Consider the following 12,745-nt stretch of genomic DNA (forward strand, 5'->3'; position numbering starts at 1 on the left):
CCTGTGAAAATCCTCGGCGGGGAAGTTCCCCAAGCGCTCCAACTCGGCTTGACCGGGGGGCCGTACAGGTCTTACGTTCTCAATGTGCGGACTATCAGATCCGCCCCTCTACGCGAAGCCCCCGGTTGTTCCCCCGTGATCGGGGGCTTCGTTCTGCCCTCAGCCGGTGTCCCGGGTACTCCCCCGGCACGATTCCTTCACCCTCGGTCACCGTGCGCTGTGCGCCCCGTCTGCTCCCACCTCACGATTCGAGCCCTGCCGCACCCTTCGATGGGCGCCCGAGCCGCAGGTACGATGCCCTCGGTGCGACCTTCGGACGGCAACGTGACCACGCAACTCCCGTCCGCGGCACAGCGGTTCGAGAAGGCTGCCGACGGGCACCGGCCCGTTCGGTTTCCACACGGGGGCACGGTTTGTGGGGGACGTGATGGACTTCGGCTCGCGGGGCCCCGAGGCCCCGGCCGACCTCGCCTGGCTACGAGGCGTGGACGCCTACACCATGGGCGCGTATCCGCAGGCGGAGGAGGAGTTCCGCACCGCGGTCCGGATGGATCCGGGCATGGCCGACGGCTGGCTCGGGCTGCACGCGCTGCGGGTGGACACGACGACCGCCCTGCTGCGGATGTTCCGGCACCGTGAGCGCTTCGGGGAGCAGCGCGCCCGCCATCGGCGCACCCTCAACTCCTGGTATTGGCTGGGCTGGTGGGTGCAGCCGGTCCTGGAGACACCGCGGGACCTGCTCCTCGCCCACGCCTCCCACTGGCTGGACGGACGCCACGTCCCGGAGCTGGACCGGGCGCTGGCGGGGCTGCCGCCGGTGGACGCCGACCCCCAGGTGCGCTTCCTTCACGCCTGCCGCGCCTACCTCGTCAAGGACTGGGAACAGCTGGTCCGGCACACCGATCCCCTCCTCGACGATCCCCTGCTCGGTATCGAGGCGGGACTCTTCGGCGGGATGGCCCGGGTCCGTCTGGAGACGTACGGCCAGGCCGAGCCGCTGCTGTCCGCGGCGCTGATGCGCTGTCGCAGCGAGCAGCCGCAGCGCAAGGAGCTGCGGTACTGGCTGGCCCGCGCGCACGAGGGAACCGGCCGCAGCGCCGCGGCACTGCCGCTCTACCGCGCGGTGCACCGGGTCGACCCGGCGTTCATGGACACGTCCGCGCGGCTCGCGGCCATCGCCGAGGGGGACGGGTACGACGACGCGGCCGACCTGGCGGCGATCACGCTCGCCGGGATCGGGCAGGACACGCTCGACGCGGGCGACGGCCTCGACCCGCTCTTCGACGCCGAGGGCCGGGATCTGAAGCTCTCCGACCCGGATCCCGTGCCGCCGGGCGGGCTGCCGCCGGAGGCGGGCGACATCTTCGTACGGCAGAAGTCCGTGCTGCGGGTGGACCCGCTACCGGCCGGACCGACCGATCCGGAGCTGCTGGAGGAGGCGCTCGCCGAGCTGGAGCGGATGGTCGGCCTGGAGCCCGTGAAGCGGCAGGTCAAGGCGTTGTCGGCGCAGCTGAACATGGCGCGGCTGCGGGCCGGGCAGGGGTTGCCCGTGCAGCCTCCCAAGCGGCACTTCGTCTTCTCCGGGCCGTCCGGGACGGGGAAGACGACCGTCGCCCGAATACTGGGCCGGGTGTTCTACGCGCTCGGGCTGCTGGGCGGCGACCATCTGGTGGAGGCCCAGCGGGCGGACCTCGTGGGCGAATACCTCGGCCAGACCGCCGTGAAGGCCAACGAGCTGATCGACTCGGCGATCGGCGGGGTGCTGTTCGTGGACGAGGCGTACTCGCTGTCCAACTCCGGGTACGGCAAGGGGGACGCGTACGGCGACGAGGCGCTGCAGGTGCTGCTGAAGCGGGCCGAGGACAACCGGGACCATCTCGTGGTGATCCTCGCGGGGTACCCGGAAGGGATGGACCGGCTGCTAGCCGCGAACCCCGGGCTCTCGTCGCGGTTCACGACCCGGGTCGACTTCCCCTCGTACCGGCCGCTGGAGCTCACCGCGATCGGTGAGGTGCTCGCCGCGGAGAACGGGGACGTGTGGGACGAGGAGGCGCTGGAGGAACTGCGGTCCATCGCGGGGCATGTCGTCGAGCAGGGGTGGATCGACGAGCTGGGCAACGGACGGTTCCTGCGGACGCTGTACGAGAAGAGCTGCGCGTACCGGGATCTGCGGCTGTCGGGGTATCCGAGTGTGCCGACGCGGGACGATCTGTCCACGCTGCGGCTGCCGGATCTCATGCAGGCGTACGGGGAGGTGCTGTCGGGGCGGGGGCCGCAGGATCCGTCGGCGCGGTGAGCCGGGGGCGCGTTGTGGCTCGGGGGTGCGCGTTCATCGGCGGGTGCGGGTTCGTTGTGGTTTCTCGCGCAGTTTCCCGCGCCCCTGAAGGCATGGGCCTTCGGCCCGGCCTTCGTCCTCCCCCGCTCACCCGCACCCGCCCGCGCCCCGCCCCCCTCAGCTCGCCAGGACGTTCTCGGGCGTTTCCGTCGACCTCGGTTCCGCCAGGCGAACCGGCGGAGCCTGACGATGGGCCGGGTCCCGGACCTCGCCGACCAGGAGTTCGAGGACGTCCTCCAGTGCGACCAGGCCCAGCACCTTGCCGGAGGCGTCCACCACCTGCGCGAGGTGCGTGGCCGCGCGGCGCATGACGGTGAGCGCGTCGTCGAGGGGGAGCTCCGAGCGCAGGGTGGTCATGGGGCGCCAGACCTGCTGCGGGACGGCCCGGTCGGAGTCCTCCACGTCGAGGACGTCCTTGACGTGCAGATAGCGGCCCATGAACGCGCCGTTGTCCGCGACCACCGGGAAGCGGGAGTAGCCGGTGCGGGCGGTCAGGGCCACCACCTGCGCGGGGGTGACCGAAGGGCCCACCGTCACCAGTGAGTCCCGCTTGAGCAGGACGTCCGTGACCGGGCGGGAGCCCAGTTCCAGCGCGTCCTCCAGGCGTTCCTGCTCCTCGGGGTCCAGCAGTCCCGCCTGGCCCGAGTCCTCGACCAGCCGGCCGAGCTGGACGCTGGTGAAGACCGCCTCCACCTCGTCCTTGGGCTCGACACGGAAGAGTCTGAGGACGACCCGGGCACAGGCGCCGAGGCCCACCGTGACCGGTCCGCAGACGCGTGCGAAGGCGACGAGGCCGGGGCTCAGCCACAGCGCCGTCTTCTCGGGCGCCGCCATCGCCAGGTTCTTCGGCAGCATCTCGCCGATCACGAGGTGCAGGAAGACCACCACGGCCAGCGCGATGACATACCCCAGGGGGTGGATCATGCCATGCGGCAGGTGAATGGCCTCGAACACCGGCTCAAGCAGCTTCGCCACCGTCGGCTCCGCCACCGCGCCGAGCGTCAGCGAGCAGACCGTGATGCCGAACTGGGCCGCCGCCATCATCTGCGGCAGGTTCTCCAGGCCGTGGAGGACCTGTCGGGCCCGTGCCGTGCCCAGCGGTTCGATCTGGCTGCGGCGGACCGAGACCAGGGCGAACTCGGCGCCGACGAAGAAGCCGTTGGCGAGCACGAGGAGCAGGGCGAAAAGGAGTTGGAGCACGCTCATCGGGCCGCCTCCACCACGGTGAGGGATTCGGTGACGGGGGCGGCGCGCACCAGGCGTACCCGCTCGGCGCGGTAGTGCCCCACCTGGCGTACCGCCAGCCGCCAGCCGGGCAGCTCCACCTTGTCGCCCGGCGCCGGGATGCGGCCGAGGAGGTCGGCGACGAGGCCCGCGACCGTCTCGTAGGGGCCCTCGGGGACGTCGAGGCCGATGCGCTGGAGGACGTCGACCCGGCAACTGCCGTCGACGTCCCAGGCGGGGCGGCCGTCCTCGGGCGGGGCGACGGCGAGTTCGGGCAGGTCCTGCCCGTCGTGCTCGTCGCGCACCTCACCGACCAGTTCCTCGACGATGTCCTCCAGGGTCACCACACCGGCCGTGCCGCCGTACTCGTCGACGACGACGGCGATGGGCTGTTCGCTGCGCAGCCGGGCCAGGAGCGGCTGCACGGGCAGCGTCTCCGGCACGAGCAGCGGGGCCTTGGCGATATGGCCGACGGGGGTGTGCAGCCGGTCCTGGGCGGGGATCGCCAGGGCGTCCTTGAGGTGGACCATGCCGACGATCTCGTCGATCCGCTCCCGGTAGACGGGGAAACGTGACAGGCCGGTGGCGCGGGTCAGGTTGACCACGTCCTCGGCGGTGGCCGAGGACTGCAGGGCGCTGACCTTCACCCGGGGCGTCATCACGTTCTCCGCGGTCAGCTCGCCGAGGGACAGCGTCCGTACGAAGAGGTCGGCGGTGTCCTGTTCCAGGGCGCCGGCCTGAGCGGAGTGGCGGGCCAGGGAGACCAGTTCCTCGGGGGTGCGGGCGGAGGCCAGTTCCTCGGCGGGTTCGACGCCGAGAGCCCGGACCAGCCGGTTCGCGACCGCGTTGAGACCGGCGATGACCGGGCGGAACAGGCGGGAGAAGACGTACTGGGGGCCCGCGACGAAGCGGGCGACCTGCATCGGCCTCGACACCGCCCAGTTCTTGGGCACGAGTTCGCCGATCACCATCTGCACGGCGGACGCCAGCAGCATGCCGACGACCACGGAGACACCGGAGACCGCGCCCTCGGGTATGCCGATGGCGGTGAACGGGCCGTGGAGCAGTACGGCGAGCGCCGGTTCGGCGAGCATGCCGACGACGAGGGAGGTGATGGTGATGCCGAGCTGGGTGCCGGAGAGCTGGAAGGACAGCTCCTTGAGCGCGCCCACCACCCTGTGGGCCCGGCGGTCGCCCTCGGCCGCGGCCTTCTCGGCGTCCGGTCGCTCGACCGTCACCAGGCCGAACTCGGCGGCGACGAAGAAGCCGTTGGCGAGGATCAGGAGGAAAGCGGCTGCGAGCAGCAGCAGAGGGATGGTCATGCCGCCGCCTCGATATGCCGGGAGGGGGCGGCGCAGGTACTACAGGACGATCCGTCCATCGCTGGAGGGAGTCACTCCTCGAAGTAGCAGGGGGCCACTGGCGTACCCGGTGGCACAACAGTGGCGGAGGCGCAACGAAAACGCCTCCGCCAACAGATTAATCAAGACATGGGCCGGTACGGCAGGGGCGACGGCACTGAGTCGGCACTGATCTTGCTAGGTGCCGGCCCTGATCCTGGTCGGGGTCGCCCCGGATGCGCTCGCTGTCGGTCCGGGGTCACTCGGCGTCAGCCCCGGGGCTGTTCGGGCTCGGTGACGGAGCGGGCCTCCACCAGCGCCCGGAGGGTGCGGGCGTCCTCGATCGCGTGCTGCTTGGCGATGCCCGGCTGGATGCCCAGGGCGGGCAGGCTGGTGCCGTCGGTGAGGTCGAGGAAGACCCAGGGGTCGCCGACCCGCAGGTTCACCTGGACGATCTCCGCCCAGCCGAGCTGCCGCTTCCCTGCGATGTTGACGACGGTCACGCCCGACTCCTCCGCGACCACCTTGGGCCGGGAGAGCAGACACAGCACCCCGGCGAGCATGGCCGCCGTGAAGACGAAGCTGAGCCGCTCCCCCGGGCCGAGCGTCGGCAGCAGCAGCGCGACCACCGTGATGACCACGAAGATCGCGGCGGCGGCGGTCAGCAGGACGATCCGGGTGCGCCCCGGCCGGAAGGTGACCGGCAGGGCGGGCAGATCCGACATCGCTACGACTCCCCGGAACTCAGAGGCGGCAGGCGTGGATGGCCGTGGTCAGGATGGCCCGGGCCCCGATGTCGTACAGGTCGTCCATGATCCGCTGGGCCTCCTTGGCCGGGACCATGGCGCGCACGGCGACCCAGCCCTCGTTGTGCAGCGGCGAGACGGTCGGCGACTCCAGACCCGGCGTGAGGGCGACGGCCTTCTCCAACTGCTCGACACGGCAGTCGTAGTCCATCATCACGTAGGTGCGGGCCACGAGGACGCCCTGGAGACGGCGCAGGAACTGCTGCACCTTGGGCTCGTTCTCGGAGGAGGTGTCGGCGCCGACGCGCCGGATGACGACGGCCTCGGACTTCATGATCGGTTCGCCGAAGACCTCCAGGCCCGCGTTGCGCAGGGAGGTCCCGGTCTCGACGACGTCGGCGATGACCCCGGCGACACCCAGTTCGATGGCGGTCTCGACGGCGCCGTCGAGGTGGACGACGGAGGCGTCGATGCCGTGGTCGGCGAGGTGTCCCGCGACGATCCCCTCGTAGGAGGTGGCGACGGTCTTGCCCTTGAGGTCCGCGATGCCGGCCGCCGTGCCGGGCTTGGCGGCGAAGCGGAAGGTGGAGCGGGCGAAGCCGAGCGGGAGGATCTCCTCGGCGCTGGCGCCGGAGTCGATCAGCAGGTCGCGGCCGGTGATGCCGATGTCGAGGCGGCCGGAGGAGACGTAGATCGCGATGTCGCGGGGGCGGAGGTAGAAGAACTCGACCTCGTTCTCCGGGTCGACGATCCGCAGTTCCTTGGACTCCCGGCGCTGGAGGTAGCCGGCCTCATGCAGCATCTCCCCCGCAGGGCCGGACAGGGAACCCTTGTTGGGGACGGCGATGCGCAGCATGAGGCGGGCTTCCTTCGTTCTCGTGGGTGCGGAGGTGGGTGCGGGCTACGGCTCAGAGGTGGGCGTACACGTCGTCCAGGGAGATGCCGCGGGCGACCATCATCACCTGGACGTGGTACAGCAGCTGCGAGATCTCCTCGGCGGCCGCTTCCTTGCCCTCGTACTCGGCGGCCATCCAGACCTCGGCGGCCTCCTCGACGACCTTCTTGCCGATGGCGTGGACGCCCTTCCCGACCAGTTCGGCGGTGCGGGAGGTGGCGGGGTCGCCGCTGGCAGCCTTGTGCTGGAGCTCGGTGAAGAGCTCCTCGAACGTCTTCTTGGACATGGTGGGCCCCACACTACGCCGTCACGGGCGGGCCTCAGCGCCAGGGTTCGGATACTGAGCGGAGCGTGGCCGCCGTCGCCACGGCCGCGGTCACCGCCTCGTGCCCCTTGTCCTCGTTGGAGCCCTCGATACCGGCGCGGTCCAGGGCCTGCTCCTCGGTGTCGCAGGTCAGGACACCGAAGCCGACGGGGACTCCGGTGTCAACGGAGACCTGGGTGAGGCCCTGGGTGACGCCCTGGCACACGTATTCGAAGTGAGGGGTGCCGCCACGGATGACGACGCCGAGGGCGACGATGGCGTCGTAGCCGCGGCCCGCGAGGACCTTGGCGACGACCGGGAGCTCCCAGCTGCCGGGGACGCGCAGGAGGGTCGGCTCGTCGATGCCCAGGTCGCGCAGGGCGCGCAGGGCGCCGTTGACGAGGCCGTCCATCACCTTTTCGTGCCACTGTGCCGCGATGACCGCGACGCGCAGGTCGCCGACGTTGCTGACGGACAGTTCGGGTGCGCCCTTGCCGCTCACGTTGCTCCTTGGTTCCTGTATCTCGGTGTGAGACGTTCGTGCTGGTGTTTCTGGTGTGACTGGCCGGTCACTGCTCGCCGCAGGTGGACACGGTGGTCGCGTCCAGCCAGGGCAGGTCGTGGCCCATCCGGTCCCGCTTGGTGCGCAGGTAGCGGAGGTTGTGCTCGCCCGCCCGGACGGGCATCGGCTCGCGGCCGGTGACCGTGAGGCCGTGGCGGACCAGGGCGTCTGTCTTCTCGGGGTTGTTGGTCAGCAGCCGGAGGCTGCGGACGCCGAGGTCGCGGAGGATCTGGGCGCCGGCGCCGTAGTCCCTGGCGTCGGCGGGCAGGCCCAGTTCGAGGTTGGCGTCGAGGGTGTCGCGGCCGCGTTCCTGGAGTTCGTAGGCGCGCAGCTTGGACAGCAGGCCGATACCGCGTCCCTCGTGGCCGCGCAGGTAGACGACGACACCCCGGCCCTCGGAGGCGATGCGTTCGAGGGAGGTCTCCAGCTGGGGGCCGCAGTCGCAGCGCAGGGAGTGGAAGACGTCGCCGGTGAGGCATTCGGAGTGGATGCGGACGACGACGTCCTCGCCGTCGCCGATCTCGCCGTGGACGAGGGCGACGTGTTCGACGCCGTCGACGGTGGAGCGGTAGCCGTAGGCGGTGAAGTCGCCGAAGGCGGTGGGCAGCCGGGTCTTCGCCTCGCGCTTGACGGTGGGCTCGGAGGAGCGGCGGTAGGCGATCAGGTCCTCGATGGAGATGATCGTCAGGCCGTGCTTGCGGGCGAAGGGGATCAGCTCGGGCAGGCGCAGCATGCGGCCGTCCTCGCCGGCGATCTCGACGATGGCGCCGGCCGGGCGGAGGCCCGCGAGGCGGGCCAGGTCGACGGCGGCCTCGGTGTGGCCGTTGCGCACGAGGACGCCGCCGGTGCGGGCGCGCAGCGGGAAGATGTGGCCGGGGCGGACGAAGTCGCCCGCTTCGGCCGTGCCGCTCGCCAGCAGCTGGAGCGTGGTGGCGCGGTCGGAGGCGGAGATGCCGGTGGTCACGCCGTGCCGGGGAGAGGCGTCGACGGTGACGGTGAAGGCGGTGCGCATCGACTCGGTGTTCTGCTGCACCATCTGCGGCAGTTCGAGCCGGTCCAGTTCGTCGCCCTCCATGGGGGCGCAGATCATCCCCCGGCATTCGCTCATCATGAAGGCGACGATCTCGGGGGTGGCCTTCTCCGCGGCGATGACGAGATCGCCCTCGTTCTCCCGGTCCTCGTCGTCGACGACCACGACGGGGCGGCCGGCCGCGATGTCGGCGATGGCCTGCTCCACGGGGTCGAGCCCGAAGTTCTCGATGTCGTCGGTGCTGTACAGAATCGGCGCCATGGTCATGCCGGGGCTCCTTCCAGGGCGGGCTTGCGGGACCGCAGCCACCAGTCGCGCATGCCCCACAGGACGAGCGCGCCGTAGATGATGTAGACGAAACCGGAGAACGCGTAGCCGTTGGCGAAGTTGAGCGGTACGCCCACGAGGTCGACCAGCAGCCAGGCGAACCAGAACTCGACCATGCCGCGCGCCTGGGCGTACATGGCGACGATGGTGCCGGTGAAGATGTACGCGTCCGGCCAGGGGTCCCAGGACAGGGTGGGGAACGCGGTGAAGAGGCCGCCGACGGCGAGGGTGCCGAGGGCGGCGCCGGCGAGGAGGCAGCCGCGTTCGCGCCAGGTGGCGAAGCGCGGGGCGATGGCGCCGTCCGCGGTCTGCCCCTTGGTGCGGTTCCACTGCCACCAGCCGTACGCGGCGACGGCCATGACGATGACCTGCTTGCCGGCGCTGCCGGTGAGGTGGCCGGCGAAGGCGCCGAAGAGGATGAGTCCGGAGAGGAACTGGACGGGCCAGTTCCACAGGGAGCGCACGGCGCCGAGCGCGAGGGCGATCAGGCCGAAGATGTTCCCGATCATGTCCGCCCAGCGGATCTGCTGGTCGAACACCGTGAAGGCGACGGAGTTCAGCGAGTTCACCGCGGGGCCCCTTGCGACCCGAGGAGCCGCTCGACGTACTTGGCGATGACGTCGACCTCGAGGTTGACCGGGTCGCCGGGCTGCTTGCGGCCGAGGGTGGTCAGGTCGAGGGTGGTGGGGATGAGGCTGACGGTGAAGTAGTCGGGGCCGGCCTCGACGACGGTGAGGCTGATCCCGTCGACGGTGATGGAGCCCTTCTCCACGACGTACCGGGAAAGGTCGGCGGGGAGCGAGATCTTCACGATCTCCCAGTTCTCGGACGGCTTGCGCTCGATGACCTGGCCGGTGCCGTCGACGTGGCCCTGCACGATGTGCCCGCCGAGGCGTTCACCGACGGCCATGGGCCGTTCGAGGTTGACGCGGGAGCCCACGGTGAGGGCGCCGAGGCTGGAGCGGTCGAGGGTCTCCGCCATGACGTCGGCGGTGAACCAGTCGTCCTCGTGCTCCACGACCGTGAGACAGACGCCGTTGACGGCGATGGAGTCGCCGTGCTTCGCGCCCTGGGTGACGACGGGGCCACGCAGTCGGAAGCGGGAGGAGTCGCCGAGGTTCTCGACGGCGGTGACCTCACCCAGCTCTTCGACGATTCCGGTGAACACTTCCCGGGTCCTCCCTGCCTCATGGGGCACGGACTCCGGGGCTGTCGAAGACGACAGATCAGCGGACCACGGCACTTGGGGCGACGCCGCGTGGACGGCCCACTCCTGCTGGAGCAGACCGACAACAGTCGGCGGCGCGCACGCATGCCCGCCCGCCGCGCACTGCCTCCCATCCGGACTTTAACCGTCGGTCCAGGAATTTCACCTGGTCAACCGGCCGCTGGAAGCGACCGGGTCGCGGACTGTAACCGCCGGTTCGGACTTTCACCGACCCCGGAGTGCGCTGCTTCTGGTACATGGCCAGTGTGCCACGCCCGATCGGCACCCATGCGGGTGATTGCTGTGGGGTGGCTCACAGGCCGTGTCACTGGACTTCCACGAGGGCCGGCGCGGGGGCCCGCACCGGACTGACCACGAGTCAGTTTCCGCCCCGCCGCGGCTCGTCGAAGCACGCGGAACGACACCCCGGACCCATTGACCATTTTGGTCTAGTCCTTTTAAGGTCGGCGATCGCGGTTACTCGTACCGATGGCGCGCCGGCCGCCCTCAGTCGGCCCGGCGGCGGTGACGACGGCCCTTGCCCCGCCGCCGGGTCCCTCCCGCCCTCGCCGGCCGATGTCTCCTCACCGCCCGATGTCACATTTCACGGGCGCTGTCCGGTCATTGGCACCGAAAGGCGTTCCAGCGGGGAGCGTCCGGCGTCGAAGGGTTGGACAGCATGACCACGATCCTGGTGACCGGCGGGACCGGTGTCCTCGGCCGGCTCGTCACCGAGCGGCTGCGGGCGGACGGGCACGAGGTGCGGGTGCTCAGCCGGCATGCGCAGCCGTACGCCGTCGACCTGGTCGCGGGCGGGAGCGGGCTGGACTCGGCGGTCGCGGGGGTCGACACCGTCGTGCACTGCGCGTCCTCGCCGCGCGGGGGCGACGAGCAGGCGGCGGCGAACCTGACCGCCGCGGCGCGACGGGCGGGGGTGCGGCACCTCGTGTACATCTCGATCGTCGGCGTGGACCGGGTGCCGCTGGGCTACTACCGGAGCAAGCTGGCGGTCGAGCGGATGGTGGCGGAGTCGGGGCCGGCCTGGACGATCCTGCGGGCGACCCAGTTCCACGAATTGCTGGTGACGCTCTTCGAGGGCCTGTCGAAGTCGCCGGTCATGCTTTTGCCCGCCGGGGTGAGCGACCAGCCGGTCGCCGTCGCCGAGGTCGCCGACCGGCTGGCCGAACTCGCCGTGTCCGCCCCCGCCGGCCGTGTCCCCGACCTGGGCGGCCCCGAGATCCTCACCCTCCCCGCACTGGCCCGCGTCTACCTGAGCGCCACCGGCCGCCGGCGCCCGCTCCTGAACGTGCCGCTGTTCGGCAAGGCGTACACGGGGTTCCGGTCAGGGGGGCATCTGGCACCGGGGCGGGCGGTGGGCAAGGGGACGTTCGGGGAGCACATGGCCGAGCGGTTCCGCGGAGGCCGGAAGGCGGGGTGAGGAAAGACGCCTGGCACGGGCGGGCCGGGCACGCCGGCGCCGGGCGCGGTGTCAGCGTGCCGGCGGTGTGAACAGTTCGTCCTGGGCCGCGTCCCTCGCCATGAGCAGCGCGCCGCGCAGGACGGCTCCGCCGCCGAGGGCGCTCGGCCGGACCTCGGTGGCCAGCGGCGACAGCGCCGCGAGCCGTGCCCCGACCCGGGCGGCGAGGGTGTCCCCGCCGGCCCGCCCGACCTCACCGCCGAGCACCACGCAGCCGGGGTCGAGGACGGCGACCACGGAGGCGGCACCGATGGCGAGGCGGTCGGCCAGGGCGCCGAGGAAGCGGGCGCCGGCGTCGGCCGCCCGGCTCGTGACGCCGGGCGCCCGAGCGGCTCCGCTCGCCGTCGGGCCTCCTCCCGGCCCGCCCGTCAGCGCCTCCGCGGCCGCCCGCACCAGCGTGGCCGCGTGTGGCTCGGCGCCCGTGGGGGCGGCCCTCACCCCGTGCTCCGCGGCCAGGGACGCGATCGCCGCGGCACCGCCCAGGGAGTGGAAACCGCCCTCGCAGTCGGTCGCCGACGGCAGGGTCGCGGTGCCCGGGACCGGAAGGAAGCCGATCTCGCCGGTACCGCCGGACGCGCCGCGGCGGAGGGTGCCGTCGAGGACCACGGCGGCGCCGGTGCCGAGGCCGAGCCAGAGGAGGACGAAGGTGTCGCGGTCGCGGGCGGCACCGTCGCGCTGCTCGGCGAGCGCGGCGAGGTTGGTCTCGTTCTCGACGAGGACCCGGGCCGGGAGGCGTTCACCGAGGGCCGCGGCCAGCCGACGGTGCCATTCGGGCAGCCCGGTGGAGTCGCGGAGTTCGCCGGTGGCCGGGTCGATGAGGCCGGGAGCGCCGATCCCCACGGTGTGCAGCCGGTCGGCGCCCGCCTCCTTCGCGGCACGTTCCACGAGGCCGACGGCCTGCTCCACGGCGGGCCCCGTGCCGGTGTCGTCGGCGATCGGGACGGACGCCCTCGCCAGCTCCGTGCCGAGCAGATCGGCCACGACGACCGTGACGCCCTCGGTGCGCACGTCGAGCGCGGCGAGGTGCGCGCGGTCGGCGACGATGCCGTAGAGGCGGGCGTTCGGCCCGCGCCGCTGCTCGCCCGACTCCCCCACGACCGAGATGAGGCCGGCCTCGGTGAGGCGCTCCACGAGGTCGGCGACGGTGGGCCGGGACAGACCGGTGAGCTGCTTCAACTGTCCCGCCGTCAGCGGCCCTTCCTCCTGCAGCAGCCGCAGGGCGAGCCGGTCGTTGATGGCCCGGGCGGTGCTCGGTGATGCGGGCATGCCGGGATCCTCCCAGATCGACGACGCGTACG

General features: G+C 71.6%; 12 protein-coding genes and 1 riboswitch. Of the genes, 2 read left to right on the forward strand and 10 right to left on the reverse strand.

What is annotated here, in order from left to right:
* Positions 1-427: 427 nt before the first annotated feature.
* On the forward strand, positions 428-2,296 hold the full coding sequence (locus AC067N_RS26785) for an AAA family ATPase (protein ID WP_478681435.1): 1,869 nt from the start codon (positions 428-430) through the stop codon (positions 2,294-2,296).
* A gap of 156 nt (positions 2,297-2,452) precedes the next feature.
* Here AC067N_RS26785 and AC067N_RS26790 read toward each other — a convergent pair whose 3' ends face one another.
* From AC067N_RS26790 to AC067N_RS26830, 9 genes are all read right to left on the reverse strand, one after another.
* Positions 2,453-3,541 carry a hemolysin family protein gene (locus tag AC067N_RS26790; protein WP_478681436.1) on the reverse strand — a complete coding sequence of 363 codons (1,089 nt, stop codon included), beginning with the start codon at positions 3,539-3,541 and terminating at the stop codon, positions 2,453-2,455.
* Positions 3,538-4,881: a hemolysin family protein gene (locus AC067N_RS26795; protein ID WP_478681437.1), complete on the reverse strand. Its 1,344-nt coding sequence runs from the start codon at positions 4,879-4,881 to the stop codon at positions 3,538-3,540. Before AC067N_RS26795 ends, AC067N_RS26790 begins: the two co-directional genes overlap by 4 nt.
* 287 nt (positions 4,882-5,168) lie before the next feature.
* Entirely contained in the window at positions 5,169-5,624 is a 456-nt protein-coding gene (locus AC067N_RS26800) for a PH domain-containing protein (RefSeq protein ID WP_478681438.1), read from the reverse strand.
* A gap of 19 nt (positions 5,625-5,643) precedes the next feature.
* Complete coding sequence (hisG, locus tag AC067N_RS26805; protein ID WP_478681439.1) at positions 5,644-6,501, reverse strand: ATP phosphoribosyltransferase; 858 nt, start codon at positions 6,499-6,501, stop codon at positions 5,644-5,646.
* 52 nt (positions 6,502-6,553) lie between these two features.
* The gene (locus tag AC067N_RS26810; RefSeq protein WP_119106228.1) at positions 6,554-6,826 is read right to left on the reverse strand and encodes a phosphoribosyl-ATP diphosphatase; all 273 of its coding nucleotides are present in this window, start codon (positions 6,824-6,826) and stop codon (positions 6,554-6,556) included.
* A 34-nt stretch (positions 6,827-6,860) separates the two neighbouring features.
* Positions 6,861-7,346 (reverse strand): 6,7-dimethyl-8-ribityllumazine synthase, encoded by a 486-nt coding sequence (gene ribH, locus AC067N_RS26815; RefSeq protein WP_478681440.1) that lies wholly within the window; start codon positions 7,344-7,346, stop codon positions 6,861-6,863.
* A 67-nt stretch (positions 7,347-7,413) separates the two neighbouring features.
* Positions 7,414-8,703: a bifunctional 3,4-dihydroxy-2-butanone-4-phosphate synthase/GTP cyclohydrolase II gene (locus AC067N_RS26820; protein ID WP_478681441.1), complete on the reverse strand. Its 1,290-nt coding sequence runs from the start codon at positions 8,701-8,703 to the stop codon at positions 7,414-7,416.
* Complete coding sequence (locus AC067N_RS26825) at positions 8,700-9,332, reverse strand: nicotinamide mononucleotide transporter family protein (protein ID WP_478681442.1); 633 nt, start codon at positions 9,330-9,332, stop codon at positions 8,700-8,702. The genes AC067N_RS26820 and AC067N_RS26825 overlap by 4 nt, the downstream gene beginning before the upstream one ends.
* Positions 9,329-9,931 carry a riboflavin synthase gene (locus AC067N_RS26830; RefSeq protein ID WP_478681443.1) on the reverse strand — a complete coding sequence of 201 codons (603 nt, stop codon included), beginning with the start codon at positions 9,929-9,931 and terminating at the stop codon, positions 9,329-9,331. The genes AC067N_RS26825 and AC067N_RS26830 overlap by 4 nt, the downstream gene beginning before the upstream one ends.
* 155 nt (positions 9,932-10,086) lie before the next feature.
* A riboswitch (FMN riboswitch) is annotated at positions 10,087-10,217 on the reverse strand.
* Between the two features lie 432 nt (positions 10,218-10,649).
* Here AC067N_RS26830 and AC067N_RS26835 point away from each other — a divergent pair.
* Positions 10,650-11,408: an SDR family oxidoreductase gene (locus AC067N_RS26835; RefSeq protein ID WP_478681444.1), complete on the forward strand. Its 759-nt coding sequence runs from the start codon at positions 10,650-10,652 to the stop codon at positions 11,406-11,408.
* 51 nt (positions 11,409-11,459) lie between these two features.
* On the opposite strand, the gene AC067N_RS26840 is transcribed toward AC067N_RS26835, so the two are convergent.
* Positions 11,460-12,713: an ROK family transcriptional regulator gene (locus AC067N_RS26840; RefSeq protein ID WP_478681445.1), complete on the reverse strand. Its 1,254-nt coding sequence runs from the start codon at positions 12,711-12,713 to the stop codon at positions 11,460-11,462.
* Positions 12,714-12,745: the final 32 nt, after the last annotated feature.

The sequence above is a fragment of the Streptomyces sp. NPDC042364 genome (assembly GCF_056437585.1).